Origin of the sequence: Hydrogenophaga sp. RAC07 (assembly GCF_001713375.1) — a bacterium.
In the GTDB taxonomy this organism is placed as follows: Bacteria; Pseudomonadota; Gammaproteobacteria; order Burkholderiales; family Burkholderiaceae_C; genus Hydrogenophaga.
Window position 1 is genome coordinate 2,568,925 of sequence record NZ_CP016449.1, and the last position, 24,301, is coordinate 2,593,225.

Below are 24,301 nucleotides of genomic sequence, written 5' to 3' on the forward strand. Positions count from 1 at the left end.
ACACGCTCACGGCGTTGTCGCATCAGACTCAGGCCGCGCCGGCGGCGGATGGCCTGGCTTCTTCAACCCCGATCTCAAAAGGACTGTCATGAAAAACAACATTGGTGCCATCGTGACCGCAGTGGCCAGCGTGGTGGGCAGCCACGGCGCCCAGGCGCAAAGCCTGCCGCTCGTGAAGGAACTGAGCCAGGCGGCGCAAGGCGTGCTGGCCAGCGTGAACCCCCTCAAGATCAGCGCGGGCAACAGCAGTTCGAATTCGTCGAGCAACAGCAGCTCCAACGGCAGTTCGAACTCGTCCTCCAACTCATCGAGCAATTCGTCGAGCAACTCCTCCAGCAACAGCAGCTCGAACTCTTCTTCGAACTCCTCCAGCAATTCGTCGGGCAACAGCAGCAGCAACTCGTCGAACAACAGCAGTTCGAACAGCAGCCGCGGCGCCCCGCGCGGCGACACCGCCGTGCACGGCTTCTTCAAGGGCTGGGAAAACGGCATGAATCGCGCTGCGCGCGCTGTGGGCATCGCGCCCGACCAGCCCACGCGTCGCTCCTCGAACAGCAGCTCCAACAGTTCGTCCAACTCCAGCTCCAACAGCAGCCGCTGAAGCGGTATCCTGCCCCCAGCATGCCGGCAGGGTCCCTGCCGGCATGCTGTCGTCTGACCCTTTCAAGAAAGCCAAGGCATGCCGGACACAGCGACCCCGCCGAAGATCGAATTCCTGTGCGCGCCCGAAGACCTGGGCGTGATCGCCGAGCCCGTGCCCGCGCGCGAGGCCCTGCCCGAGTGGTTCAAGCGGCTCGCGCCGGTGGACAAACAGCACCTTTCCACCACCGACAACGCGCTCACCGTCAAGCGCTGCATGCCGTTTCTCGACGCGCTCATGACCGGCTGGATCCTGCCGCTGGCGGCCACGGTGCGCATCGAGGTGCTGGACAACGGCCAGACCGTGAACACCGGCTGGGACTTCGACCGCACCATGGTGAGCAACCACCATCCCTACCAGATCGCCGGCCACCCGATGCAGCCGCGCCCGCCCAACAAATTCCACAACCACTGGACCATCCGCACGCCCCCGGGCTGGAGCTGCCTGTTCATCCCGCCGATGAACCAGCCCAACGGCGTGGTCGAAATTGCCTCCGGCGTGGTCGACACCGACGAGTACACCTCACTCATCCACTTTCCGTTTTTTGCCATTGCAGCCGATGGCCTTTACACGCTGGAGAAGGGCACACCGCTGGTGCAGGTGATCCCGTTTCGCCGCGACGACCAGCAGATCGCCGGTGAGGTGCGCGCCGAAACCCAGCAGGAAGCGGCCGAGCGACTGCGCATCCTGCGCGCCACCAGCGCGGGCGACGGCTGGTACCGCAAGGAAGCCCGCGAGAAACGCTGACATGCGCGCGTTCACGGCCATCACCCTCACCGCTGTGACGCTGGCTGCCGGCTGTTCGCACCTGCCCTCGGGTGGTCTGCAGGACGCCGTCGACGCGCTCACGCCCACCGAGCGGGTGGCCGGTATTCCGCGCGCGCTGCCACCCGCTCCACGCCCGGCCGTGCGCGTGGGCGACACCTACGTGTTTGGCGCCGCCTCGGTGCGCCGCGTGGCGGCGGTGAGCCCCACGGCGCTGACCTGGACCACCACCGACGGGCAGAACATCCGCACCGGGCGCGACTTTTTCACCCCGGTGCTCGAGCAGACCTTGCCCGACCGGCGCATCACCAGCCAGCTCAGCGGCCAGCCCGGCGCGCTGTGGCCACTGAGCGTGGGCAAGAAAGTCAGCTTCGAAGAATCGCGCGTCACCACCATGAGGGTGTTCGACCGTGAGATCACCACGCCGCTGCGCTGGGACTGCGAGGTGGTCGACATCCGCGTGAGTCAGGTGCCGGCGGGGGATTTCGACACCTTCCATGTGGTCTGCAGCGCGCGGCGCAGCGGCTTCTTCCTGCCGCTGCAAACGGTCACCTGGGACTACGCGCCCTCGCTCGGCCACTACGTGCGCCGCACCTGGTTCGAAGGCGGCCAGCGCCGCCAGAGTGTGCTGGGTGCCGCGCTGCCAGGGCCGCTGGCCACCCCTGCGCGCCTGACTGCCACGCTGGAGCGGCTGCAGCAGATGCAGCAGCCCTGACCCGCGTCAGCCGCAGCGCACCGCCACTTTGGGCAAGCCCCAGCCAAACACCGGGTCGCGCCCGGCCGCACCCAGATCGGTGACCGGCACGGCGCGCCCACCCTGCCAGTCGGCGCGCGAGAGCAGTCCCTCGTGCAGCGACTGCGAGAGCTGCGCCACCAGAAACGGCACGGCGTACGAGGTGCCGCTGCGCGGACGCACGATGCCTTCAGCGTCGGGCGCGGGCAAGGCCACGCCCGGCAGTGCAAAGTCCACCGTGTCGCCCTGGTTGGCGCGCCAGTAAATGCGCAGATCGGCCGACAGCGCGGTGGCGCCGAGCACACCGTCGAGCGCGGCCGGGTGCGCCGGCGCCGCGTTACGCCCGCCGTTGCCCACCGAGGCCACCACCAGCACGCCGCGCGCCTGCACCCGCTCGATGGCCGCCTGCAGCACACGGTTGGGCGGGCCGGTCAGGCTCATGCCGATCACGCCGGCACCGTTGCCCACCAGCCAGTCCAGGCTTTTCACCAAACCCAGCGCGTCGGCCACCAGCGTGCCCGATGGCAGGCGGAAAAACGGCTCCGCCGCCCGCAGGCTGGCGCGCGGCAGCAGCCCCGGCAAACCGGCGCCGGGTTGGCCCACCAGCAGCGTGGCCACCGCGGTGCCGTGGGACGCGTCGGTGGTCGCGTTTGCGTCGGTCACGAAGCGGCGCACCCGCAGGTCGGCGCCGCGCAGCGCGGACAGCCCGGTGTTCACACCCGAATCGACGATGCCGATGGTCTGGCCCCGACCACAGCGCGCGTTGGCCGCCGGCCAGTCCATGCGCTGCATGGGCTCGCAACTCGCGCCTTCGCAGCCGGCGGCCTCTGCCTGGTCCAACTGGTAGAAGTGGTGCAGGTCAAACACGCCCGGGTCGCGTTCGTTGGTCACGGCCAGCGCGGTTCGCGCGTCGATGCCCTGCGGCAAGCGCAGGCGCACCACACGCACGCCCAGACCGGCTTGCACGCTGGTCTCCACCACGCGTGCACCCCACTGCGCGGCGCGCTGCAGTGCGGCGGGGCTGGGGTCGAGCGCGATCAGCTCCGTGGCGCTGAAACCATCGGCCTGCACGGGCAGCTCGGGCACGCGCGGCCCGGGGTCGGTGTCCTGGCCGCCGGTGCCCGCATCGCTGCCCGCGGACGACGCGCCACCATCGCTGGCGCTGCCGTCATCTCCATCGCCGCCATCGTCTCCGTCGTCGGCGCGGGCCTGGCCCACCCAGGGCGCACCGTCCAGCGGCAGCCAGCCGATCGGAGGTGCGGCGTGCAGCAACAGCATCCACATCAACAACCACCACCCCCGGCGGTTCGGCCTCGAGCGGCGGGGATGAAAAAGCAGGGGCATGGTGGAATGGGTGGGCGCGGGTCGGGCGGTCAGGGTAAAACACCGCGGCCATCCCGTCAGCCGTGGGGTCTGTTTGCACACAACGCCGGGCCAGCACACTTTATTCCATGAAAGTCGGGAATAAAGCCGCCGCTGCGGCGTTGTCACCCCAACCACCATGCTCGAGTCCGACCCCCGCGCCCAGATCATCAGCCTGCTGCCCCGCTTGCGCCGATTCGCCAGCGGGCTCACGCACGACGGCCACATGGCCGACGACCTGGTGCAGACCGCCTGCCTGAAGGCGCTGGAGCGCTGGCACCAGTACCAGGCCGACACCAGCCTGGCGAGCTGGATGTTCCGCATCGTGCAGACCACCTGGCTCGACGATTACCGCACCCGGCAACGCCAGAAAACCGACGCCGACACCGACGCGTTGCCCGACATGGAAGGCGAAGATGGACGCCAGGTGGTGGAGCGGCGCAGCGACCTGCGCGCGGTGCGCACAGCCCTGGCGCAGCTGCCGGACGACCAGCGTGCGGTGCTGATGCTGGTCACCGTGGACGGGATGTCGTACCAGGAGGCTGCGCTGGCGCTCGACATCCCCATGGGCACGGTGATGAGCCGGCTTTCGCGCGCCCGCATCAAGCTGGCCGACGCGCTGGGAAGGCAAGGAGGCTGAGATGACATTCAACGACGACACCCTGATCGCCTACCTCGACGGGCAGTTGCCCGACGCCGACTACGGCCCGTTGGAACAAGCCCTGAGAACGGACGAAGCCCTGCGCACGCGCCTGCAGGCGTTGGCCGACAGCAGCGAACTCGCGCGCCGCGCCTTCGACCCGGTGTTGCTGGAGCCAGTGCCCCCACCGCTCATCGCCGCGATCTGGCGCGCGCCCGATCCACGTGCGCGCAGCAGCACCGGCACCACACGGCCCACCGGCCTGCTGGCCTGGCTCGGCCTGACCTCGGGTCCTCGCGCCTGGCCGGCGCTGGCCTCGGTGGTGGTGCTCGGCCTGGGGGTGGTGCTGGGCTTGCAACTGCTGGCCCCGTCAAGCGATGCGCGCTGGGCGCTGCGCGAAGGCGCACCGGTGACCGACGAGGCGCTGGCGTTGGCGCTGGAGGTCTCGCCCAGCGGCCGCGTGCTGCGCACCGCCGGCGGGGCCGTGGAGATCCTGGCCAGCTTCGAGCAGATGGGCGGCGGACACTGCCGCGAGTTCAACCGCAGCAGCCCGGGCGGCACGCTGGACGAGCTGGGGATCGCCTGCCGCAACGCAGCGGGCGACTGGCAGCTCGAACTGCTCGTCGCCGAGGACCGCTCCCCGGAGGCCGGGCACACCAGCTACCAGACCGCCAGCGATGAACAGCACGACAAGGCCGACGCCTTCCTGCGCAACCGCGTCGCGGGGTGGCCGCTGGAAGAAGCCGAAGAACAAGCCCTGATCGACCGCGGCTGGACGCCCTGAGTTCAGGCAGGCCGGGGCCACACCACCACCGCTTCGCGGATCGGCAGGTGGATGAGTGCCGCGCCCACCGCGAGCACGATGTCGATGTACCAGACCCAGTCGTAGTTGCCGGTGGCCTCGAACACCTGACCACCCAGCCACGCGCCGAGGAAACCACCGACCTGGTGCGACAGCATCACGAGTCCGAACAACATGGCCATGTTGCCGGTGCCGAAAAACTTGGCGACCAGCCCCACCGTGGGCGGAACGGTGGACAGGAAGGTCAGGCCCATCACGGCGGCGAAGGTGAGCATCACCGCTTCGGTCTTGGGTGCCAGCAGGAAGATCAACACAGCCACCGCGCGCGTGGCGTACACCAGCGAGAGCAGCGACTTCATGCGCCAGCGGCCCACGGCCCAGCCCATGGCCAGGCTGCCGATGATGTTGAACAAGCCGATGATGCCGAGCGCCCAGGCGCCCACCGGTGCGGGCAGGCCGCACGCGGCCACCACACCGGGCAGGTGCGTGGCGAGAAAGGCCACGTGGAAACCGCAGACGAAGAAGCCGGCGGAGAGCAGCAGGTAGCTCGGGTTGGCCAGTGCCTTGCGGATGGCTTCGCCTGCGGGCAATGACACCGGCGCGGGCGCTGCGCCGGCGGTGGGCGCCGGGCCGGGCCCGCGCAACACCCAGGCGGCGGGCAGCGCCAGCAACACGATCAGCGCCAGCGCCTGCAGGGCGCCGGCCCAACCCAGACCCAGCGTGAGTGCCGCGGCCAGCGGCGCCATCAAGAACTGGCCGAACGAGCCGCCCGCGTTCACGATGCCGGTGGCCATGCCGCGCCGCTCGGCCGGCATCAGGCGCGTGGTCGCAGCCATCAGCACCGAGGGTCCGGCCATGCCGGCGCCACCGGCCGAGAGCACACCGATGGCCAGGATCAGGCCCCAGGTGCTCGTCATGAGCGGCGTGATGAAAGTGCCCAGGGCCACCAGCATCACACCCGCGAGCAGCACACGCCCGGCACCGATGCGGTCGGCCACGGCGCCGGCGAACGGCTGCGTGAGCCCCCACCAGAGCTGACCGAAGGCGAACGCCAGGCTGATGCTGCCCACACCCAGTCCGGTGGCGGTGTTCAGCGGCGAGAGGAAAAAGCCCATGGTCTGGCGCGTGCCCATGGTGAGCGCAAAGGTGCCGGCGGCGGCCAACAGCACCAGCCACCACACGGCGTGTTTTTGAACATCAGTCTTCATGGTCGTCCTCCAGATGGAACGCGGCCAGCCCTTGATCGAGCAGGTCGTGCAGCGCGGCCACCTGGGCCACACCGAGTTTCTCGTTGAGCGCGAGCTGCGCCACCTTCCAGCGGCGCTGCGCCTGGCGCCGCAGTTCGCGCCCGGCCTCGGTGATGTGCACCAGGCGGCTGCGCGCGTCCACTCCCTCGCCCATCTCAATCCAGCCGGCCGCCACCAGCGGCTGCAGGTTGCGCGTGAGGGTGGAAGCGCCCATGTCCATGCGCCGCGCCAGTTCGCCGGGCGCCACCGGGCCGAGCTTGTCCACGTGCGCCAGCAAGGAGTACTGCGTGATCTTCAGCCCCGACCCGCTCAGGTGCTGGTCGTAGTGCTGGGTCACGCGCCGGGTGAGCTGGCGCAGCTTGAAGTTGGTACAACCCACCGGACTCGGGGCCGAAGTGGACGGTGACGCATGGGTGTCAGTGCTCATGATTCGATTGTATCTACAATGATTGCAACTGCAAACGAAAAGGACACCACATGACCACGGAAGAAACCCAGGCACTCTGGATGCAGCAGTACGACGCCATCGTCGAGCGCATGAAAAACGGCGCCGGCGTGGGCCTGGCCAACCCGGCCGACATCGCGGGGCTCACCGGTCTGCAGCAGATGCAGGCCATGCTCGACGGCCAACTGCCTTACCCGCACATTGCCCACACGCTGGACTTTTCACTGGTCGAGGTGGGCGAAGGCCGCGCGGTGTTCCAGGGTCAGCCCCAGCTCAAGCACTACAACCCGCTGGGCAGCGTGCACGGTGGCTGGTACGCCACCCTGCTCGACTCGGCGCTGGGCTGCGCGGTGCACACCACGCTGCCGGTGGGCCGCGGCTACACCACGGCCGAACTGGGGGTGAACATCGTGCGCGCCGCGTCCCACAAGAGCGGTCCGCTGCGCGCCATCGGCACCGTGTTGCACGCGGGTCGCCAGTTGGCCACCGCCGAGGCCCGCATCGTCGGCGCCGATGGCAAGCTCTACGCCCACGCCACCACGACCTGCCTGGTGTTCGAAGCGCCGGCGCGCTGAGTCCAGGCGCAAAAAAGCCCGGCGAACCGGGCTTTCTGCCGGGGTGATACACAGGCTCAGCCGGCGATCATCACCTCCACGCGGCGGGCTTCGGCGTCGTTGCCGGTGCCGGTGGTCTGCTCGGGTTTCTTGAGCTCCAAGCTGCTCTCGGCCACGCCGGCACCCACCAGCGCATCGCGTACCGCCAGCGCACGCTTCTTGGCGAGCTCGGCGTTGAAGGCAGGGTCACCGGTGGCGTCGTGAAAACCCGAGAGCACCAGGCGTTTGCCAGCCTTGGCCGCCGCGATCGCGTCTCCGAGCGCCACCAGCGCGCCCGAAGCCAGGTCGGCCTTGCCGGAGGCAAAGTAGAACTTCACCACGCCGTTTTCCACCACCACGCTGGCGTCGTCGCTGGATGCGGCGGCCACGGCGGGAGCCGCGGGTGCGGCGGCCGGTGCGGCCATCTGGGTGGTGGGCGTGCCACCACGGGATTTGTGGATGCCCAGGCCCACGGCGAAGCCGGTCACCAGCACAATCACCGCCACCAGCAGCACCGCGACCACGCGGTACTCAACTTCGTTATCTTGGGAAGACATGGGAAACACTCCGTGAAAATGGCTGTCAGTTCATCGACCTCCCGGGCGCAGCGCGCCGACCTGTCACAGCGGCGCAGCCCTTCGGGCGCTGCGGGATTGTAAATGGCCCCCTCCTCCAGACCGCCCCGCACCGTGCGCCCCACCACCTGGGACCCGGCCCAGCGCAACGGCGTGCAGATGATGGCCGACACGCTGGCGCAGTGGAGGTCCCTTGGCCCACGCCCCGACCTCTGGGTGTTCGCCTACGCCTCGCTGGTGTGGCGCCCCGAGTTCACGGCCGCCGAGCAGCGCCTGGCGCGCGTGCATGGCCACCACCGCTGTCTCGAGATGTGGAGCCGCGTCAACCGGGGCACCTTCGAATGCCCCGGGCTCGTGTTCGCGCTCATGCCCGGCGGCAGCTGCACGGGTCTCGCGCTGCGGGTGCCGCACGACGAGGTGGAAACGCTGATGCCGCTGCTGTGGGCGCGCGAAATGCCCAACCCGGTCTACGATCCCAAATGGCTGACCTGCCAGACCGACCGGGGCCCCGTGCATGCACTGGCGTTCACGCTGTCGCGCCGCAGCCCCAGCCACACCGGCACGCTGAGCGAGGAGCGTTACCGCGACATCTTCAGCCGATCCTGCGGGCGCTACGGCACCACACTCGACTACGCGCGCCAGACCTTCCACGGCCTGCTGCACCACGGCATCCACGACCGCGCGCTGGGCAAGCTGCTGCAACTGGTCGACGGCACGGATTGACCTGCCGCAAGACCAGGCAAGTGCCCCACTCCTATACTGAAATCATGAACATCGCCGACCTGCGCAAGAGCTATGAGAAGGCCGAACTCAGCGAGTCCGCCTCCAACGCCAACCCCCTCATGCAGTTCTCGAAATGGCTGGAAGAAGCCATCAGCAGCGAGGTGCCCGAGCCCAACGCCATGACCGTGGCCACGGTGGGCTCAGACCTGCGGCCCAGCACCCGCGTGGTGCTGATCAAGGGCTATGACGAGCGCGGCATCGTCTGGTACACCAACTACGCCAGCCGCAAGGGCCAGGAACTCGCCGGCAACCCGTTCGCAGCACTCCAGTTCCACTGGGTGGAGCTCGAGCGTGTGGTGCGCATCGAAGGCGTGGTGGAAAAGGTGAGCGATGCCGAGAGCGACGAATACTTCCACAGCCGCCCGCTCGACAGCCGCATCGGCGCCTGGGCCAGCCCGCAAAGCCAGGTGATCGAAGGCCGCACCGTGCTGGTGACCAATGCTGCGAAGTACGGCGCGCAGTTCCTGCTGCAACCGCCCCGCCCGCCGCATTGGGGTGGCTACCGCCTCAAGCCGGAGCGCTGGGAGTTCTGGCAGGGCCGCAAGAGCCGCCTGCACGACCGGCTGCGTTACACCGCGCAGGCCGACGGTGGCTGGCTGCGCGAGCGCCTGGCGCCCTAGAGTTTTTCGATTGCCTGATCGGCTACCGCGCTGGACTGCGCGGCGCTGACCTGCGACGGCGCAATCTCGGCCAGTGGCACCAATACAAACGCGCGCTGCCGCATGCGCGGGTGAGGGACCGTCAAACGCGGTGAGTCGATGCGCGCCTCGCCAAACAGCAACAGGTCCAGATCGAGCGTGCGCGGCGCGTTGCGGTAGGGGCGTTCGCGGCCTGCATGGTGTTCGATGGCCTGCAGGGCGTCCAGCAGGGCCATTGCGTTGAGGCTGGTCGAGACCTCGGCCACGGCGTTGACGTAGTCGGGCCCCGTGGACTGGATCGGTGCGGTGCGGTACAGGCTGGATGCCCGCACCACACGGATGCCGGGCGTCTCGTTCAAAGCTTCCAAGGCACCGCGCAGGGCCTGCGCGGCATGGCCCAGGTTGGCACCCAGCGCGACGAAGGCCGTGACGTCAGAACGGTCCACGGACCAAGCGGTCAGACCGGTCCCGGCTCACCACTGGCGGCGGTGCCACCGGGTTTGCGGCGGCGACGGCGGCGTTTCTTGGCCGGGGCCGAGCCGTCGGTGGGTGCAGCGGATTCGGCACCGTCATCGGATTCGCCAGCGAGATCGTCATCCCGCTCGTCTCCACCGGCATCAACCGCGCGAAAACGGGGATCGGGGGCGAGTGCTTCGGTCGACGCGCCGGCGTTCGCCGGATGGTCGTCGTCGCTGCGCTTCACGCGCCGTGCCTTGCCGGCACCGGGCTTGGCCAGGTTGTCGCGGCGCTGTGCGTCCACCATGTCTTCGCGCATGTCGTCGCTGGCCATGCTGAAGGTTTCCCACCAATGGGCCAGCTCTTCTTCCACTTCGCCCACCTGCGCGCGCAGGCGCAGGAAGTCGAAGCCGGCGCGAAAGCGCGCCTGGTCCACCAGGCTGAACGGAGAGGTGCCCACGCGCTTGTCGAAGCGGGGCTGCATCATCCAGATCTCGCGCATGTCGGCGCCGAGCTTGCCGCGGCCCGACACATCGCCGATGCGCGCATCGAAGGCTTCGTCCACCGCGTCCTGCAGGGCCGCGAACGGGGGCGGCGGGCGTTGGCCCGGGCGGGCGTTCAGGCGCTGGCTCCATCCCTTGCGCACGTCGGCCCACAACACGCAGGCGAGCAGGAAACTCGGCGCCACCGGCTTGCCTTCGCCCACACGGCGGTCGGTGTCCTGCAGGGCGAGCTTCACAAATTCGTCGTCGGCGCGCTGCACCACCACGTCGAGCAGCGGGTAGATGCCGGTGTCCAGGCCCACGGCCTTGAGCTGCGCCACGCTGGCCAGCGCGTGACCGGTCTGCAGCAGCTTGAGCATTTCGTCGAACAGGCGGCTTTGCGGCACGTCCAGCAGCAGCTTGCGCGAGGACGCCAGCGGCTCCAGCGTCTTGGCATCAAACGTGAATCCCAGGCCACTGAGCTTGGCCGCAAAACGCACGGCGCGGATGATGCGCACCGGGTCTTCGCGGTAACGCGTGGCGGCATCACCGATCATGCGCAGCGTCTTCTTTTTCGCGTCGCGGATGCCGTGGTGGAAATCGACCACGGTCTGCGACTCGGGGTCGTAGTACATGGCGTTGATGCTGAAGTCCCGGCGCGCGGCGTCGTGCTCGATCGGGCCCCACACGTTGTCGCGCAGCACGCGCCCGCTGGCGTCCACCGCGTGTTTCATGCCGGCGAGTTCGCCCTTGCTGGTGCGCTCGTTGCCCGCCACCTGCTCGGCGTCGGCGCTGTCCAGGTAGGCGCGGAAGGTCGAGACCTCGATCATTTCGTGTTCACGGCCGCGGCCGTAGATCACGTGCACGATTCGAAAGCGCCGGCCGATGATGAAAGCGCGGCGGAACAGGCCCTTGACCTGCTCGGGCGTGGCGCTGGTGGCCACGTCGAAGTCTTTCGGTCGCAGGCCCAGCAGCAGGTCGCGCACCGCGCCGCCCACGATGTAGGCGTCGAAACCGGCTTGTTTGAGGGTGTGCACCACGTCGAGCGCACGCTGGTCGACCAGCTTGGGGTCAATGCCGTGCACCGAGACCGGCACGTCTTCGCGTTTGCCGAAAGGGCTGGCGCGGCGCGCGGGCGCCGCCGGCGATTTGCCGAGCAGCCTGTCAATGAATTTCTTGATCATTCGAATAGGTTCAATATGCGCCAGCCCCGTTCCTGGGCAATGGCTTGGAGCCGGGCGTCCGGGTTGGTGGCCACGGGCTCATGCACTTTTTCCAGCAGCGGCATGTCGTTCATGGAGTCGCTGTAGAAGATGCTGTGCTGCACGCCGGCCCATGCCAGGCCACGCGCGGCCAGCCATTGTTCCACACGGGCGACCTTGCCCTCGCGAAACGACGGCGTGCCCCGGATTTCACCCGTGGGCTCGCCGCGCTCATCGGTGGCCAGGTCGATGGCGATCAGCTCGTCCACACCAAACGCCTTGGCGATCGGGCGCGTGACAAATTCGTTGGTGGCGGTGACGATCACCACCGTGTCGCCCGCAGCCTGGTGGGCGCGCACCAGCGACAGCGCAGTGTCCTTGAGCGAAGGCAGCACCACCTCGGCCATGAAACGCGCGTGGGCCTCGCGCGCGGTTTTCAGGCCACGCTCGCGCACCGCCTCGATGGCAAAGCGCACATAGCGGTGGATGTCCAGCGTGCCGGCCTTGTAGTCGGCGTAGAAGCCGTCGTTGGCTTTGGAGAAGCTGTCGCCATCGCGCCAGCCCAGTTTCACGGTGAATTCGCCCCAGGCGTAGTCGGAATCGAACGGGATCAGGGTGTGGTCAAGGTCAAACAGGGCCAGTCTCATTCGTCTTCCAACATGGATTTGATCAAGGGGATCGTGATGGCGCGCTGGGTGCGCAGGGCGTAGGCGTCGAGCTGGTCCAGCAACAGCATGAGGCTGGAGAGGTCGCGCGAGAAACGGCGCAGCATGAAGTCCATCACCTCGTCGCTGAGGAACACGCCCCGGTCGTCGGCGGCGCGGCGCAGCACGCCACGGCGTTCGGTTTCGCCCAGCGCGTGCAGCTGGAACACGTGGCCCCAGCCCAGCCGGGTGCGCAGGTCTTCGCGCAGGCGCAGGTCGGCCGGTGGGCAATTGGCCGCGGCCAGCACCCAGCGCGCCGGGCCGTGCGCCGGATTCTGTGCGTTCACGAACCAGTTGAAGGCCGCCGCCTGCTGCGTGGCTGTGTAGAGGTGGCAGTCGTCGAGCAGCACCGCGTCCCAGTGTTCGTCGAACTCGGGCGGGTCCAGCGTGTCCACATCGATCCAGCCCACCCGGCTGCCCTGCTCGCGCAGGCTTTCGCGCACCGCGCGCAACAGGTGCGTCTTGCCACTGCCGCTTTCGCCCCACACAAACGTGGGCACGGGCGAGCGCAAGGGGTTGTGGGTCCAGAGCTTGAGGTGCTCCAGCGCGGCCTCGTTGCCGGCGGGCACGAAGTTGGCGAGGGTGGGCACGGGCGCCAGACCAATGTCCAGGGCCATCTGTTTCATGGGGCCGGTGCTCATGGCTCGATGTTCCCGCGGTTGGCGTGCGGAACATCGCCGAGGTACATCTGGCTGGCCAGGTAGCCGCGCTTGGCACGGCGGATCGCCACCAGCAGCACGGCGCTGGCGGGCAGGGCGATCAGCACGCCCACGAATCCAAACAGGTGACCAAAAGCCAGCAAGGCAAAGATGACAGCGATGGGGTGCAGGCCGATGCGCTCACCGAGCAGGCGCGGCGTGAGGTACAGACTCTCGACCACCTGGCCGAGCATGTACACACCGCCCACCAGCGCCACGCCCAGCACAGTCTGGAACTGCAGCAGCGCGGCAAACAGCGCCATCACCAGCCCAAGACCAAAACCGAGGTAAGGCACGAACACCGCAAGGCCGGTGAACACACCGATGGGCAGCGCAAGGTCGAGGCCGATCAGGGCCAGCGCCACGGTGTAGAACACCGCCAGCACGGCCATCACCAGCAGTTGCCCGCGCAGGTACTGGCCCAGCACCTCGTCGGTCTCGTTCAGAAAGCTCTGCACGCTGTCGCGCCAGCGGGGCGGGATCAGGTTCTTGGCACGGGTGATGAGGTTCGTCCAGTCCAGCAGCAGGTAGTACGCCACGATGGGCATGAGGAACAGGTTGCCCACCACCGCGGCCAGCGCGCTGCCGCCGATGCGCAGCGACGACAGCAAGCCGTTGATCAGCTCGCTCTCGTTGCCGGTGATCAGCGTGCGCAGCCATTCGCGCACCTGGCTCACGTCCACCTGCAGGTTGACGCCGAAGCGGTTGGCCAGAGGAAGCAGCGCGTCGTTCAGGCGAACCAGCAGCAGCGGTACCTGATCGCGCAAGAGCGGCACCTGCTTGGTGATCACCGGCACGATGAGCAGCATGACGGCGGCCAGCACCAGCATGAGCAGAGCGATGGCCAGACCGGCGCCGAGCCAGCGCGGCACGCGCCGGGCGTGCAGCCGCTCCACCAGCGGGTGCAGGGCGTAGGCCAGCACGGCGGCCAGCAGAAAGGGCATGAGCACCGGTGCCAGCAGGGAGAGCAGCAAAGCACTCACCACAGCGATCAGGGCCCAGAGCAAGGCGCGGATCTGGTTGGAGGTCAGTGGCATGGAGCGCGAGGGTCGATGAGGCCGCGAGGGCGACCCCTTAAAATCTGGGGCAAATTCTATCGGGCCACTCTCAGGGTACCCGAAAGCCCCCCCACCCGCCCAGCGTCCCGCTCCAACGACCGCGCCGCCCATCCCTCCCCACCACCACCGGGCCAGCATTCTCATGACCTCTCCCACCACCCCCTTTCGTACAAAGACGCCGGCGTTGACATCGTTGCCGGCGACGCGCTGGTCGAGCGCATCAAGCCGCTGGCCAAAAAAACCATGCGCGAAGGCGTCCTGGCCGGCATTGGCGGATTTGGCGCGCTGTTCGAGGTGCCCAAGCGCTACAAGGAGCCGGTGCTGGTGAGCGGCACCGATGGCGTGGGCACCAAGCTCAAGCTGGCCTTCGAATGGAACATGCACGACACGGTGGGCATCGACCTGGTGGGCATGAGCGTGAACGATGTGCTGGTGCAGGGTGCCGAGCCGCTGTTCTTTCTGGATTACTTCGCCTGCGGCAAGCTCGACGTGGACACGGCTGCGGCCGTGGTGGGCGGCATTGCCCAGGGCTGCGAACTCAGCGGCTGCGCACTCATCGGTGGTGAAACCGCCGAAATGCCGGGTATGTACCCGGCGGGCGAATACGACCTGGCCGGCTTCTGCGTGGGCGCGGTTGAAAAATCCAAGATCCTCACCGGCCAGAGCGTCAAACCTGGCGACGTGGTGCTCGGCCTGGCCTCGCACGGTGTGCACTCCAACGGCTTTTCGCTGGTGCGCAAGTGCATCGAGCGCGCGGGATCTGATCTGCCCGCCACGCTGGACGGCCAGCCCTTCAAGCAGGCCATCATGAAGCCCACCCGGCTCTACGTGAAGAACGTGCTGGCCGCACTCGCCACACACCCCATCAAGGCTCTGGCCCACATCACGGGTGGCGGCCTGCTGGAAAACATCCCGCGCGTGCTGCCCGAGGGCACGGCGGCGCACCTGGTCAAGGGCAGCTGGCCACAAACCGAGCTGTTCGCCTGGTTGCAGAAGACCGCGGGCATCGACGACATCGAGATGAACCGCACGTTCAACAACGGCATCGGCATGGTGGTCGTGATCGACGCCGCCGAGTCTGCGGCCTGCGCTGCCACGTTGCGCGGCCTGGGCGAAACCGTGTTCGAGATTGGCCGAATCGCCGAACGCGGCGACGGCGCAGCGGTGGTCGTGGCCTGAGGCTCTACAACAGGGTTTCTGACGGCAGGACGTGCACACCCGGCGCGGCCACCATGGCCGCCTGCAGCAGGTGGTGTGCAATGCGCTCGGCCGGCACCACGCGGTAGCGCCGCGGCAGCAGCGGCCCCGCCCAGCCTGAGACCATCACGGCCAGTTGTTCCGCCGGGCGGTTCTGATCGCGGTGGCCGCCGATCAAACCAGGGCGCACAAACGTCAACGAGGGGTAACCCACCGCCTGCAGGTCGCGCTCGGTCTCGCCCTTGGTGCGCGAATAGAACACACGCGATCCCACGTCGGCGCCCAACGCCGAGTTGAAGGCAAAAGCCTGCGCGCCGTACCCTCGCGCCAGCCTGGCAACAGTCAGAGGATGGTCGTGGTCAACCTTGTAGAACGCGGCCTGGGAGCCCGCCACCCGGATGGTGGTGCCCAGCGTGCAGATGACCGCGTCCACCGCCCACCAGTCGGCGGCTTCAGGCAAGCGCTCGAAGTCCACCAGCGGGTTGAGCAGCTTGGGGTGCGGCACCAGCGAACGGCGCGTGGGGGCGACCACGCGGTCCACCGCCGGATCGGCCAGGGCTTGCTGCAGCACCTGGCCGCCCACCAGCCCGGTGGCGCCCACCAGCAAGAGTTGTTTCATCAGCGGGTCCCTGGGGTCGATGTATCGAGCTTGCTGTCGATGCTCTGCAGCAAGCTCTGGTAGCTTGCCTGACGCACACCGCCCAACGCCACCGCCTGGCGGGCCGCCTGTTGAGCGGCGGGCAACTGGCCGAGCTCCAAGCGCACCTGTGCCAGGTTGTTCCAGGCATCGGCGAAATCGGGGTGGGCGCGTGTGGTGGCCTCGAAGGCTTGTGCGGCCTCTTCGCGTTGGCCGAGCGCATACGCCGTGTTGCCCAGACCCAGCAGGCTGATGCGGTGCTGCGGCCATTGTTGCAAGCCGGTGGCGTAGGCCGTCAGGGCGGCCTTCGGGCTGGACCTCTCCAGCGCCGACACCGCCACCGCCCAATCGTCGGGCCGGGCCGTCACCGGCAACTGGTCGGGTCGGCTCGCGCGCATGGCCCAGTGTGACGAACGCGCCCAGGTGTTCTCGAACGTGCTCATGGGCATGACCAGGCGCGCCGTGGTGCCCGAATGGAGCACCACTTCTCGGGCAGCGCGGTCGTAGCCGACGACCACCGCGTAGTGCCACATGGGCGAAAACGGCAGGGAGAGGTTTTGCAGCACCAGCACCGGGTGGCCGCTGGCGACCTCGGTCAACACGGTTTGCAGATCGGGCGCCAGCGGGTAGGCCACCAGACCCTGGCGGCGCGTGGCGGCCAGCATCTCGGTTTGCAGCGCGCCCTGGCGACCGGGCAGGTAGACCTGCGGCGTGAGTTGCTCGGGCGTGACGCTGGCCCCTGCGGACTGCGCCACCATGGCCAGCGTGGCCGGGCCACACAGCAGGTCCTCCTGCGGGTGAAACGGCACCTGCTCCAGCAGCACGGCCTGTGGCAATTGCGCCGGCCAGGTGCGCTGCAGCGCGGCCGACTGCGGCGGCGTGGCGCAGCCCGTCAAGAGCAGGCCACAAAGAACAACCCCCGCCAGGGCGGGGGTCGAACAGCGAAGTCGCCAGGACTTCATCGAATGCTGCGGGTGAACGGGAACACCGAGGTCAGGCCCAGGATGTCGGTGACCAGCAGCACCAGGAACACGGTGAACAGGATCCCGATCACGCCGGCACCGGCGGGGGCCTGGTCCACACGGTCGGCCAGCTGGGCCACTTCCACGTCGGACATGGCTTGCACACGCTCGATGGCGGCGTTGGCGTCCACACCCTGGGCTTGCAGTGCGGTCTGCACGTCGGCACGGTTCAGGAAGGTGCTCACGTGTTCACGGTCGGCGTTGCCTGCCGGGGTCACCATGGCCTGTTCGGTCGACACCATGGCAGCTTGTGCCGTCAGCGGTACGCCAGCAAAGGCCATGCAGGGAATCAGGGCGGTGGCAATCAGGCGTTTGAGGGTTTTCATCATGGTGTGGGTCTCGATGTGGGGTGGTCGCGGCAGCAAAAGTGTCACTGCCTGAACGTCATCCTCATGGTGCGCGAACGACGCGTCAACCGCCTTTACAAGGCGACACACAACCACCCGGTTTTGCCCTGTGTTGTGTGCGCCAGGGAACAGACGCGTCAGTTGAGTGCGCGCCTCAATTCCTGCACACGCTGCGCGATGGCTTCGCGGTCCAGCGTCTCGTCGGAGTGTTCGACGTAGATCTCGAGGTCCTTCACCGCCAGCCGCAGGTCGCCCATCTCGGCCCAGGCCAGGCCCCGGTCGCGGTACTCGGCCCACGCGTCGGGCAGCAGGATGAGCAGTCGATCCTGCACCGCAATCAGTCGCAGCCAGTCCTCTTGCGTGCGGTGAATTTCTTTCAGGTTGCGCAGCAGCCGGGCCACGATGTCGCGCGGCGTGGCGGCCTGCAGGTACAGGCCCACCGGCACATCGAAGTCGTCCACCAGACCATTGCGCCGCTTGTAGGGCTCCAGCCGTTCGGAGAGGTCTTCGCGGCTGAGCGACTGGCCGGTGAAGGGGTCGATCACCACCTGCCCGTTGGGGAGGTTCACCTTGACCATGAAGTGGCCGGGAAAGTTGACGCCGCGCGCCTTCAGGCCCAGCCCTTGCGCGAGCTCCAGCCACAGCACCGCAAGCGAGATCGGAATGCCGCGGCGCGTGCGCAGCACTGCGTTGATGTAGCTGTTGTCGGGGTCGTAGTAGTTGTTGACGTTGCCGCCGAACCCCATGTCTCGAAAGAAAAACTGGTTGAGCGTGCGCAAGCGTTGCAGCGGGCCCGCATCGGAGTTGCAGCGCCGCTTCACGCGAGAGAGCATCTGGTCGACGTCGCCCAGCACCTGCTGAACGTCCAGATCGGGGTACTCGTCCTGCGCAATGGAAGTTGCCGCCTCGAACAGGGGGAACGCGTCCTCTTCCCCGACCAGGGCCGCAAAGTAGCCCAGCGGAGTGGGTGCAGAAAATTCGTAGGCGGTGGACATCGCAATCGGGCTCGTGTATGCCGCAGATTACGTCATTTTCGAACGAACTGGCGCAGGTTCAAACCCGCCACCAGCAGGGTAAGAAAATAGACCAAAACACCGCCCAGCACACACAGCGCGAGCAAGCCCACACGCTGAAGGGCCTGGCCTTCGAATCCGAGCCAGTTCACGCGCGCGGCCACCCACATGAGGAACACCGCCAGCAGCGCGCTGGCCGCCACCACCTGCAAACCGAAGCGCGCCCATCCCGGCGAAGGCTTGTAGGCGCCGCGCCGCATCAAGCCGATCAGCAGGAACAAGGCATTGACCATGGCACCGATGCCGATGGCCAACGCCAGCCCGGCGTGGGCCAGGTGCGGCACCAGCAGGTAGTTGAGCACCTGGGTGAGGATGAGCACGACGATGGCGATCTTCACCGGCGTGCGGATGTCCTGCCGCGCGTAAAAGCCGGGCGCGAGCACCTTGATGGCGATCAGGCCGATGAGGCCGGCGCCGTAGCCCATGAGAGCCGAAGCGGTGCGTCCCACGTCGGCGGCGGTGAAAGCACCGTAGTGGTACAGCACGGCCACCAGCGGCTGAGCAAACGTCAGCAACGCCACGGCGCACGGCACGGCCAGCAGCACCACGAGGCGCAGGCCCCAGTCGAGCAAGCCGCTGTACCGCACGGTGTCGTCGGCCGCCTTGGCTGCGGCCAGTTGCGGCAGCAGCACCACGCCCAGGGCCACACCCAGCATGGCGGTGGGGAACTCCATCAAACGGTCGGCGTAGGTCAGCCAGCTCACGCTGCCGGTGGCGAGGTGAGACGCGATCTGGGTGTTGATGAGCAGGGAAACCTGCGCCACGCTCACACCCAGCAGCGCAGGCAACATGAGCGTGGTCACGCGGCGCGTGCCCGGGTGGGCCCAGGCAGCCTTCACGCCCGACCAGCGCAGGCTCACGCGGGGCAGCATCCCGAGCTTGCGCAGCGCAGGCAGTTGAACACCGAGTTGCAGGCCCCCCCCGAGCAGCACGCCGCCCGCCATGGCAAAGATCGGCTCGATGCCCAGCGTGGCCAACCACGGCGCACCCCAGTACGCGGCGGCGATCATGGCCACGTTGAGCAGCACCGGCGTGGCCGCCGGCACGGCAAAGCGCCGCCAGGTGTTCAGGACGCCGGCGGACAGCGCCACGAAGGACATGAAGGCGATGTAGGGGAACATCCAGCGCGTCATGAACACCGCGGCGTTGAACCCCTCTTCGCTCAGGCCGCTGGCCATGGCCCACACCAGCACCGGTGCGCCCAGCACGCCCAGCACGCAGGTGAAGGTGAGCGCCCAGGCCAGCACGGTGGCGATCTGGTTGACCATGGCCCGGGTGGCGTCGTCGCCCTCTTTCTCGCGCACACCGGCCAGCACGGGCACAAAGGCCTGGCTGAACGCGCCTTCGGCAAACAGGCGGCGCAGCAGGTTGGGGATGCGGAAGGCGACGTTGAACGCGTCGGTGAGCGCACTGGCGCCAAAGGTGGCCGCCATGAGCAGTTCGCGCACCAATCCCGTGATGCGGGAAGCGAGGGTGAGCAGGGAGACGAGGGAGGCGGATTTGAACAGGGTCACGGCGCGAGTGTAGCGACGCCCTGCCCGGCCAGCGCCAGCAGGCTTGCCGGCGTTTCAGCCCGTGCTAAAATCGCGGGCTTTGCTGGCATCATCCCCAAACATTGAAGGAATCACACCATGGCAACCAAGCCGAAGAAAAAGAACCCCCGTCTGGCGTCTGGCCGCAAGCGCGTACGCCAGGACGTCAAGATCAACGCCGCGAACACTTCGCTGCGTTCCAAGTACCGCACCGCTGTGAAGAACGTGGAAAAAGCCGTTCTGGCCGGTGACAAGGACAAGGCGACCGAATTGTTCGCCAAGATGCAAAAAGTGGTGGACATCGTTGCCGACAAGGGCATCTTCCACAAGAACAAGGCCGCTCGCGACAAGAGCCGCCTGTCGACCAAAGTCAAGGGCCTCGCAGCAGCCGCTGCCTGAACCCCACCGGTCTGGCCCCGCCAGACCACCAGCCCGGACCTGAAAGGGTCTGCCGTTTGAAACGGGTGCGCTGCCAGCAAAAGCAAAAAAGCCGTCGAAAGACGGCTTTTTTGCGTCCGGCTTCTACTTTCCTGCGTGTTTCGAAGACTTTGTGCCTGAACCTCGAGGGTTCGTGAGCGAGCGGCGCTCTGCTCCGCGGCTGCCGATGACCGAACCAGCCGGAAAAAAATCAGGAAGAACGAGGCGGGTCGGGCAACAAACAAGCCTCGGCCACCTGCAGATCGTTGTCCCGCGCAAAATTCATGCAGAAGTCCCAGGCCATGGGTTCGGCTTCGCGCAGGTCCACATGGACCACCACGCACTTGACACCGTTGATGGTGTTGGGAACGCACCAGGGGGAATAGCTCAGGTGGCTGCCGGGCTGGGCGCCGCCCGGGCGAAACGGGCTCATGACGCCGGCCAGACGCTCGGCCCAGTCGCTCGGCCGGAAGGTGCGGCCGTTCTGGGTGATGCCCTGGATGAAGACTTGTTTGGCTGTCGGTGAAACCATCGGGAGAAGCCTTCGGATGGAGGGCCGTGCAGAGGAGAAAACCGCCACGGCAACGAGGATCGCTCGACCGCAGAAGCGTCAGGTATTCTATCTTATATAAGACTTGAAACGAGGGATAACCCGGGGTCCGGAGACCCGGTCGCCGCGCATTTCAGCGATGCCCAACAAGCAATGATGATGCCCGGGCGCTGCGCCTAAAATCGCGCTTCGACGGCTCAACCTTCGTTGAGCCGCTTTCTTTTTGGCCTCTCCAGCGCATTTCAGCGCCCCCATTTCCCGGAGTCACCGCATGAACGCCGCCCTCAATCCCGTCGCCTCGCCCCATGTGATGAACACCTACGGCCGCCTGCCGATCGCGATGTCGCACGGCAAAGGCGTGCGCGTGTGGGATGTCAACGGCAAGGAGTACATCGACGCGCTGGCCGGCATCGCGGTGAACACCCTGGGCCACGGCCACCCCAAACTGGTGCCTGCCCTGCAGGACCAGGTGGCCAAGATGATCCATTGCTGCAACTACTACCACGTGCCCGACCAGGAACGCCTGGCGCAGATGCTGGTGGAGCGTTCGGGTCTGACCAACGTGTTCTTCTGCAGCACCGGTCTGGAAGCCAACGAAGCCGCCCTGAAACTGGCGCGCAAGTACGGCCACGACAAGGGCATCGAGCGCCCGGAAATCGTGGTGTACGAGAAGGCCTTCCACGGCCGCAGCATCGCCACGCTCTCGGCCACCGGCAACCCCAAGGTGCAGGCCGGCTTCGGTCCGCTGGTGGAGGGTTTCATCCGCGTGCCGGCCAACGACATCGAGGCGCTCAAGAAGGCCACGGTGGGCAACCCCAACGTGGTGGCCGTGTTCTTCGAAACCATCCAGGGCGAAGGCGGTGTGAACCCGATGCGCGCGCAGTACCTGAAAGACGTGCGCGCCCTGTGCGATGCCCAGGACTGGCTGCTCATGATCGACGAGGTGCAGTGCGGCATGGGCCGCACCGGCAAATGGTTCGCCCACCAGTGGGCGGGCATCCTGCCAGACGTGATGCCACTGGCCAAGGGCCTGGGCTCGGGCGTGCCCATCGGCGCGGTCGTGGCCGGCCCCAAGGCCGCGAACATCTTCCAGCCGGGCAACCACGGCACCACCTTCGGCGGCAACCCGCTGGCCATGCGCGCCGGTGTGGAAACCATCCGCATCATTGAGGAAGATGGCCTGCTGGCCAACGCCGAGCGCGTGGGTGAACACATGCGCGCCGCACTGGAAAAAAGCCTGGGCGGTCACCCTGGCCTGAAAGAGATCCGTGGCCAGGGCCTGATGATCGGCGTCGAGCTCACCCAGCCCTGCGGCGCCCTCACCCAACGCGCCGCCGACGCCGGCCTGCTGATCAGCGTCACCGCCGACAGCGTGATCCGCCTGGTGCCGCCGCTCATCATGACCATTGCCGAGGCCGACGAGGTGCTCGCCATCCTGCTGCCGCTGATCCACGCCTTCTTTGCCGAGCAGAGCCCGACATGACGATTCGCCACTACCTGCAGTTCAAGGACCTGAGCGCGGCCGAATGCGCCCACGTGCTGGAGCGCGCCGCCCACATCAAGAAGAAGTTCAAGGCCTTCGAGAAGTACCAGCCCTTCGCCGACCCCGACCGCACGCTGGCCATGATCTTCGAGAAGGCCAGCACGCGCACCCGCGTGAGCTTTGAGGCCGGCATGTACCAGATGGGTGGCTCGGTGGTGCACCTGACCACCGGCGACAGCCAGCTCGGCCGCGCCGAACCCATTGAAGACAGCGCCAAGGTCATCAGCCGCATGGTCGACCTGGTGATGATCCGCACTTACGAGCAGAGCAAGATCGAAGCGTTTGCCGCGCACTCGCGCGTGCCCGTGATCAACGGCCTGACCAACGAGTTCCATCCCTGCCAGATCCTGGCCGACCTCTTCACCCTGGTCGAATACCGGCCCGCCGCCAGTGGCCAGCCGCTGGACGCCATCAAAGGCAAGGTGGTGGCCTGGGTGGGCGATGGCAACAACATGGCCAACACCTGGCTGCAGGCGGCCGAGTTGCTGGGCTTCACGGTGCACGTGAGCACGCCGAGCGGCTACGAGGTCGACCCGGTGCTCGCCGGCATCAGCAACCGCGACTGCTACAAGGTGTTCAAGGACCCGCGCGAAGCCTGCGCCGGTGCCGACCTGGTCACCACCGACGTGTGGACCAGCATGGGCTTCGAGTCCGAAAACGAGGTGCGCCGCGAAGCCTTCAAGCGCTGGTGCGTGGACGAGGACATGATGCGCCAGGCCAAGCCCGACGCGCTCTTCATGCACTGCCTGCCCGCGCACCGCGGCGAAGAGGTGAGCGCCGAGGTGATCGACGGCCCGCAGTCGGTGGTGTGGGACGAGGCCGAGAACCGCATGCACGCGCAGAAGGCGCTGATGGAATTCCTGCTGCTCGGCCGTCTGGCCTGATGCAAGCGCTGCTCGACGCGATCGCGCGCATCGAACCCGGCACCGACGCGCGCCGGGTCTTCCACGGCCGCGGCGGCCTGCACCCGGGCAACGAGCAGTGGACGTTGGACGCGTTTCCACCAGTCTGGCTGCTCACCAGCTTCCAGCCGGTGGCCGACGACACCCTTGCCGTGATTGGTGAAGCGCTGCAAGCACGCTGGAGCCAGATCGCACCGGGCGAAGCTTTGAACTGGGTCTTCCAGTGCCGCGGCGAAGGCCAGGTCAACACCCGTCTGATGGCAGGCAGCGTGCCCGAACCGCATGTGGTCAGCGAGCGCGGCGCGCGTTACCTGGTGCACGTGCTCAAAGGCCAGAACCACGGCCTCTTTCTCGACATGGCCGAAGGCCGCCAGTGGGTGCGCGAACACGCAGCGGGCCACAAGGTGCTCAACCTGTTCGCCTACACCTGCGCGTTTTCGGTGGTGGCCTTGCAAGGCGGCGCGAAGCAGGTGGTCAACGTGGACATGAGCGCCGGTGCCATGGCCATTGGCCAGCAAAACCACCCTTTGAACGCCCTGAAGGAAGGTGCGAGTTTTCTCGTGCACGACATCTTCAAGACCTGGGGCAAGATCACGCGCGGCGGCCCCTACGGCCTGGTGATCATCGATCCACCGAGCCACCAGAAGGGCAGTTTCGTCGCCACCCAGGACTACATCAAGCTCATCCGCCGCCTGCCCGATCTGCTGCGACCCGAAGGCCGCGTGCTGCTGTGCCTGAATGCGCCACAGCTCAGCCCGGCTTTCCTGATGGACCAGATGCAGGAGGCCGCGCCCGAACTGGTATTTGAGGAACGCCTGGCCAACCCGGCGGTGTTCGCCGATGTGTCGGACGAGCGTTCGCTCAAGGTGCTGCTGTACCGGGCGCCTGCCGTCGCCAAAGCCACCACACCGTGAGTGCGTGCACCTTGTGCGGCGCCTGCTGCGCCTGCTTCCGTGTCGACTTCTCGGTGCACGAGATGCAGGACCTGGGCGGCTCGGTCCCTTCGGGTCTGGCGGTGGAGGTCACCGACAACACCATGCGCATGCGCGGCACCGACCACTCACCACCGCGCTGCGCCGCCCTCAACGGCCAGCTCGGCGTCAAGATCGGCTGCGGCATCTACGAGTGGCGCCCATCGCCCTGCCGCGAGTTCGAAGAAGGCAGCCAGGCTTGCACCCGCGCCCGCCAGCGCCACGGCATGCCGCCGGTCGACGGCGCGGACTGAGCATCCAGTTACTTCAAACCTCAAGCATTTTTG

The 24,301-nt window shown here is 67.3% G+C and carries 28 protein-coding genes and 1 pseudogene; 13 read left to right on the top strand and 16 right to left on the bottom strand.

Features of this window, described 5'->3' with window-relative positions; genetic code table 11:
- Positions 1-6 precede the first annotated feature (6 nt).
- The gene (locus BSY239_RS22615) at positions 7-576 is read right to left on the bottom strand and encodes a hypothetical protein (RefSeq protein WP_172823107.1); all 570 of its coding nucleotides are present in this window, start codon (positions 574-576) and stop codon (positions 7-9) included.
- A 103-nt stretch (positions 577-679) separates the two neighbouring features.
- Between BSY239_RS22615 and BSY239_RS11940 the strand changes: the two genes are divergently transcribed.
- Together BSY239_RS11940 and BSY239_RS11945 are read left to right on the top strand one after the other, a co-directional pair.
- Complete coding sequence (locus BSY239_RS11940; RefSeq protein ID WP_069047044.1) at positions 680-1,387, top strand: DUF6065 family protein; 708 nt, start codon at positions 680-682, stop codon at positions 1,385-1,387.
- Between the two features lies 1 nt (position 1,388).
- Positions 1,389-2,120: a hypothetical protein gene (locus BSY239_RS11945; protein ID WP_069047045.1), complete on the top strand. Its 732-nt coding sequence runs from the start codon at positions 1,389-1,391 to the stop codon at positions 2,118-2,120.
- Between the two features lie 6 nt (positions 2,121-2,126).
- On the opposite strand, the gene BSY239_RS11950 is transcribed toward BSY239_RS11945, so the two are convergent.
- Entirely contained in the window at positions 2,127-3,422 is a 1,296-nt protein-coding gene (locus BSY239_RS11950) for a S8 family serine peptidase (RefSeq protein ID WP_172823108.1), read from the bottom strand.
- A gap of 217 nt (positions 3,423-3,639) precedes the next feature.
- On the opposite strand from BSY239_RS11950, the gene BSY239_RS11955 reads away from it, so the two are divergent.
- The gene (locus tag BSY239_RS11955; protein WP_069047047.1) at positions 3,640-4,140 is read left to right on the top strand and encodes an RNA polymerase sigma factor; all 501 of its coding nucleotides are present in this window, start codon (positions 3,640-3,642) and stop codon (positions 4,138-4,140) included.
- Position 4,141: 1 nt separating this feature from the next.
- Positions 4,142-4,924 carry a hypothetical protein gene (locus tag BSY239_RS22435; protein ID WP_069047048.1) on the top strand — a complete coding sequence of 261 codons (783 nt, stop codon included), beginning with the start codon at positions 4,142-4,144 and terminating at the stop codon, positions 4,922-4,924.
- Positions 4,925-4,926: 2 nt separating this feature from the next.
- Here BSY239_RS22435 and BSY239_RS11965 read toward each other — a convergent pair whose 3' ends face one another.
- Both BSY239_RS11965 and BSY239_RS11970 read right to left on the bottom strand, forming a co-directional pair.
- On the bottom strand, positions 4,927-6,150 hold the full coding sequence (locus tag BSY239_RS11965) for an MFS transporter (RefSeq protein WP_069047049.1): 1,224 nt from the start codon (positions 6,148-6,150) through the stop codon (positions 4,927-4,929).
- Complete coding sequence (locus BSY239_RS11970; protein ID WP_069047050.1) at positions 6,140-6,616, bottom strand: MarR family winged helix-turn-helix transcriptional regulator; 477 nt, start codon at positions 6,614-6,616, stop codon at positions 6,140-6,142. The genes BSY239_RS11965 and BSY239_RS11970 overlap by 11 nt, the downstream gene beginning before the upstream one ends.
- Positions 6,617-6,666: 50 nt before the next feature.
- Between BSY239_RS11970 and BSY239_RS11975 the strand changes: the two genes are divergently transcribed.
- Positions 6,667-7,209, top strand: a complete 543-nt coding sequence (locus tag BSY239_RS11975) for a PaaI family thioesterase (RefSeq protein ID WP_069047051.1) — start codon at positions 6,667-6,669, stop codon at positions 7,207-7,209.
- 56 nt (positions 7,210-7,265) lie between these two features.
- On the opposite strand, the gene BSY239_RS11980 is transcribed toward BSY239_RS11975, so the two are convergent.
- The gene (locus BSY239_RS11980; RefSeq protein ID WP_069047052.1) at positions 7,266-7,784 is read right to left on the bottom strand and encodes an OmpA family protein; all 519 of its coding nucleotides are present in this window, start codon (positions 7,782-7,784) and stop codon (positions 7,266-7,268) included.
- A 102-nt stretch (positions 7,785-7,886) separates the two neighbouring features.
- Here BSY239_RS11980 and BSY239_RS11985 point away from each other — a divergent pair, with 102 nt between their 5' ends.
- On the top strand, positions 7,887-8,525 hold the full coding sequence (locus BSY239_RS11985) for a gamma-glutamylcyclotransferase (RefSeq protein ID WP_442905719.1): 639 nt from the start codon (positions 7,887-7,889) through the stop codon (positions 8,523-8,525).
- A 44-nt stretch (positions 8,526-8,569) separates the two neighbouring features.
- A complete protein-coding gene (gene pdxH, locus BSY239_RS11990) occupies positions 8,570-9,205 on the top strand; it encodes a pyridoxamine 5'-phosphate oxidase (protein ID WP_069047053.1) in 636 nt (211 codons plus the stop codon).
- Here pdxH and folK read toward each other — a convergent pair.
- Genes folK through BSY239_RS12015 form a run of 5 tightly spaced genes read right to left on the bottom strand, consistent with a single transcriptional unit; the run spans position 9,202 to position 13,802 of the window.
- Entirely contained in the window at positions 9,202-9,669 is a 468-nt protein-coding gene (gene folK / locus BSY239_RS11995) for a 2-amino-4-hydroxy-6-hydroxymethyldihydropteridine diphosphokinase (protein WP_236944058.1), read from the bottom strand. The genes pdxH and folK overlap by 4 nt on opposite strands.
- An 11-nt stretch (positions 9,670-9,680) precedes the next feature.
- Positions 9,681-11,345, bottom strand: a complete 1,665-nt coding sequence (pcnB, locus tag BSY239_RS12000; RefSeq protein WP_069047055.1) for a polynucleotide adenylyltransferase PcnB — start codon at positions 11,343-11,345, stop codon at positions 9,681-9,683.
- Entirely contained in the window at positions 11,342-12,010 is a 669-nt protein-coding gene (locus BSY239_RS12005) for an HAD family hydrolase (protein WP_069047056.1), read from the bottom strand. The genes pcnB and BSY239_RS12005 overlap by 4 nt, the downstream gene beginning before the upstream one ends.
- The gene (gene hda, locus BSY239_RS12010) at positions 12,007-12,693 is read right to left on the bottom strand and encodes a DnaA regulatory inactivator Hda (protein WP_069048957.1); all 687 of its coding nucleotides are present in this window, start codon (positions 12,691-12,693) and stop codon (positions 12,007-12,009) included. The genes BSY239_RS12005 and hda overlap by 4 nt, the downstream gene beginning before the upstream one ends.
- An 11-nt stretch (positions 12,694-12,704) precedes the next feature.
- Positions 12,705-13,802, bottom strand: coding sequence for an AI-2E family transporter (locus BSY239_RS12015; RefSeq protein WP_069047057.1), 1,098 nt, complete (start codon positions 13,800-13,802; stop codon positions 12,705-12,707).
- A 180-nt stretch (positions 13,803-13,982) separates the two neighbouring features.
- On the opposite strand from BSY239_RS12015, the pseudogene purM reads away from it, so the two are divergent.
- Positions 13,983-15,002 (top strand): annotated as a pseudogene (purM, locus tag BSY239_RS12020) (phosphoribosylformylglycinamidine cyclo-ligase); the annotation flags it as partial.
- Positions 15,003-15,006: 4 nt separating this feature from the next.
- Here the strand turns inward: purM and BSY239_RS12025 are convergent.
- From BSY239_RS12025 to murJ, 5 genes are all read right to left on the bottom strand, one after another.
- Positions 15,007-15,639 (bottom strand): NAD-dependent dehydratase, encoded by a 633-nt coding sequence (locus tag BSY239_RS12025; RefSeq protein ID WP_069047058.1) that lies wholly within the window; start codon positions 15,637-15,639, stop codon positions 15,007-15,009.
- Positions 15,639-16,553, bottom strand: coding sequence for a PA2778 family cysteine peptidase (locus tag BSY239_RS12030; RefSeq protein WP_216637477.1), 915 nt, complete (start codon positions 16,551-16,553; stop codon positions 15,639-15,641). Before BSY239_RS12030 ends, BSY239_RS12025 begins: the two co-directional genes overlap by 1 nt.
- A 62-nt stretch (positions 16,554-16,615) precedes the next feature.
- Positions 16,616-17,008 (bottom strand): PA2779 family protein, encoded by a 393-nt coding sequence (locus tag BSY239_RS12035; RefSeq protein ID WP_236944059.1) that lies wholly within the window; start codon positions 17,006-17,008, stop codon positions 16,616-16,618.
- A gap of 155 nt (positions 17,009-17,163) precedes the next feature.
- On the bottom strand, positions 17,164-18,021 hold the full coding sequence (locus tag BSY239_RS12040) for a SirB1 family protein (RefSeq protein WP_069047060.1): 858 nt from the start codon (positions 18,019-18,021) through the stop codon (positions 17,164-17,166).
- A 32-nt stretch (positions 18,022-18,053) separates the two neighbouring features.
- Positions 18,054-19,613, bottom strand: a complete 1,560-nt coding sequence (gene murJ / locus BSY239_RS12045) for a murein biosynthesis integral membrane protein MurJ (protein WP_069047061.1) — start codon at positions 19,611-19,613, stop codon at positions 18,054-18,056.
- 117 nt (positions 19,614-19,730) lie between these two features.
- Here murJ and rpsT point away from each other — a divergent pair, with 117 nt between their 5' ends.
- Positions 19,731-20,030 carry a 30S ribosomal protein S20 gene (gene rpsT, locus BSY239_RS12050; RefSeq protein WP_069047062.1) on the top strand — a complete coding sequence of 100 codons (300 nt, stop codon included), beginning with the start codon at positions 19,731-19,733 and terminating at the stop codon, positions 20,028-20,030.
- A gap of 229 nt (positions 20,031-20,259) precedes the next feature.
- Here rpsT and BSY239_RS12055 read toward each other — a convergent pair whose 3' ends face one another.
- Positions 20,260-20,580 carry a DUF3579 domain-containing protein gene (locus BSY239_RS12055; RefSeq protein ID WP_069047063.1) on the bottom strand — a complete coding sequence of 107 codons (321 nt, stop codon included), beginning with the start codon at positions 20,578-20,580 and terminating at the stop codon, positions 20,260-20,262.
- 289 nt (positions 20,581-20,869) lie between these two features.
- On the opposite strand from BSY239_RS12055, the gene BSY239_RS12060 reads away from it, so the two are divergent.
- From BSY239_RS12060 to BSY239_RS12075, 4 genes are read left to right on the top strand one after another with little or no spacing between them, the layout of a single operon-like run.
- Positions 20,870-22,081: an aspartate aminotransferase family protein gene (locus BSY239_RS12060; protein WP_069047064.1), complete on the top strand. Its 1,212-nt coding sequence runs from the start codon at positions 20,870-20,872 to the stop codon at positions 22,079-22,081.
- Complete coding sequence (gene argF / locus BSY239_RS12065; RefSeq protein ID WP_069047065.1) at positions 22,078-23,025, top strand: ornithine carbamoyltransferase; 948 nt, start codon at positions 22,078-22,080, stop codon at positions 23,023-23,025. Before BSY239_RS12060 ends, argF begins: the two co-directional genes overlap by 4 nt.
- Positions 23,025-23,957, top strand: coding sequence for a class I SAM-dependent methyltransferase (locus BSY239_RS12070; RefSeq protein ID WP_069047066.1), 933 nt, complete (start codon positions 23,025-23,027; stop codon positions 23,955-23,957). Before argF ends, BSY239_RS12070 begins: the two co-directional genes overlap by 1 nt.
- Entirely contained in the window at positions 23,954-24,268 is a 315-nt protein-coding gene (locus BSY239_RS12075) for a YkgJ family cysteine cluster protein (protein ID WP_069047067.1), read from the top strand. The genes BSY239_RS12070 and BSY239_RS12075 overlap by 4 nt, the downstream gene beginning before the upstream one ends.
- Positions 24,269-24,301: the final 33 nt, after the last annotated feature.

What these genes read in the sequence shown, in the direction of transcription:
- BSY239_RS11940 (WP_069047044.1), top strand. Translation starts at nt 680, where the DNA reads ATGCCGGACACAGCGACCCCGCCGAAGATCGAATTCCTGTGCGCGCCC.
- BSY239_RS11945 (WP_069047045.1), top strand. Translation starts at nt 1,389, where the DNA reads ATGCGCGCGTTCACGGCCATCACCCTCACCGCTGTGACGCTGGCTGCC.
- BSY239_RS11950 (WP_172823108.1), bottom strand. Translation starts at nt 3,422, where the DNA reads ATGTGGATGCTGTTGCTGCACGCCGCACCTCCGATCGGCTGGCTGCCG.
- BSY239_RS11955 (WP_069047047.1), top strand. Translation starts at nt 3,640, where the DNA reads ATGCTCGAGTCCGACCCCCGCGCCCAGATCATCAGCCTGCTGCCCCGC.
- BSY239_RS22435 (WP_069047048.1), top strand. Translation starts at nt 4,142, where the DNA reads ATGACATTCAACGACGACACCCTGATCGCCTACCTCGACGGGCAGTTG.
- BSY239_RS11965 (WP_069047049.1), bottom strand. Translation starts at nt 6,150, where the DNA reads ATGAAGACTGATGTTCAAAAACACGCCGTGTGGTGGCTGGTGCTGTTG.
- BSY239_RS11970 (WP_069047050.1), bottom strand. Translation starts at nt 6,616, where the DNA reads ATGAGCACTGACACCCATGCGTCACCGTCCACTTCGGCCCCGAGTCCG.
- BSY239_RS11975 (WP_069047051.1), top strand. Translation starts at nt 6,667, where the DNA reads ATGACCACGGAAGAAACCCAGGCACTCTGGATGCAGCAGTACGACGCC.
- BSY239_RS11980 (WP_069047052.1), bottom strand. Translation starts at nt 7,784, where the DNA reads ATGTCTTCCCAAGATAACGAAGTTGAGTACCGCGTGGTCGCGGTGCTG.
- BSY239_RS11985 (WP_442905719.1), top strand. Translation starts at nt 7,887, where the DNA reads ATGGCCCCCTCCTCCAGACCGCCCCGCACCGTGCGCCCCACCACCTGG.
- pdxH (WP_069047053.1), top strand. Translation starts at nt 8,570, where the DNA reads ATGAACATCGCCGACCTGCGCAAGAGCTATGAGAAGGCCGAACTCAGC.
- pcnB (WP_069047055.1), bottom strand. Translation starts at nt 11,345, where the DNA reads ATGATCAAGAAATTCATTGACAGGCTGCTCGGCAAATCGCCGGCGGCG.
- BSY239_RS12005 (WP_069047056.1), bottom strand. Translation starts at nt 12,010, where the DNA reads ATGAGACTGGCCCTGTTTGACCTTGACCACACCCTGATCCCGTTCGAT.
- hda (WP_069048957.1), bottom strand. Translation starts at nt 12,693, where the DNA reads ATGAAACAGATGGCCCTGGACATTGGTCTGGCGCCCGTGCCCACCCTC.
- BSY239_RS12015 (WP_069047057.1), bottom strand. Translation starts at nt 13,802, where the DNA reads ATGCCACTGACCTCCAACCAGATCCGCGCCTTGCTCTGGGCCCTGATC.
- BSY239_RS12025 (WP_069047058.1), bottom strand. Translation starts at nt 15,639, where the DNA reads ATGAAACAACTCTTGCTGGTGGGCGCCACCGGGCTGGTGGGCGGCCAG.
- BSY239_RS12035 (WP_236944059.1), bottom strand. Translation starts at nt 17,008, where the DNA reads ATGATGAAAACCCTCAAACGCCTGATTGCCACCGCCCTGATTCCCTGC.
- BSY239_RS12040 (WP_069047060.1), bottom strand. Translation starts at nt 18,021, where the DNA reads ATGTCCACCGCCTACGAATTTTCTGCACCCACTCCGCTGGGCTACTTT.
- rpsT (WP_069047062.1), top strand. Translation starts at nt 19,731, where the DNA reads ATGGCAACCAAGCCGAAGAAAAAGAACCCCCGTCTGGCGTCTGGCCGC.
- BSY239_RS12055 (WP_069047063.1), bottom strand. Translation starts at nt 20,580, where the DNA reads ATGGTTTCACCGACAGCCAAACAAGTCTTCATCCAGGGCATCACCCAG.
- BSY239_RS12060 (WP_069047064.1), top strand. Translation starts at nt 20,870, where the DNA reads ATGAACGCCGCCCTCAATCCCGTCGCCTCGCCCCATGTGATGAACACC.
- argF (WP_069047065.1), top strand. Translation starts at nt 22,078, where the DNA reads ATGACGATTCGCCACTACCTGCAGTTCAAGGACCTGAGCGCGGCCGAA.
- BSY239_RS12070 (WP_069047066.1), top strand. Translation starts at nt 23,025, where the DNA reads ATGCAAGCGCTGCTCGACGCGATCGCGCGCATCGAACCCGGCACCGAC.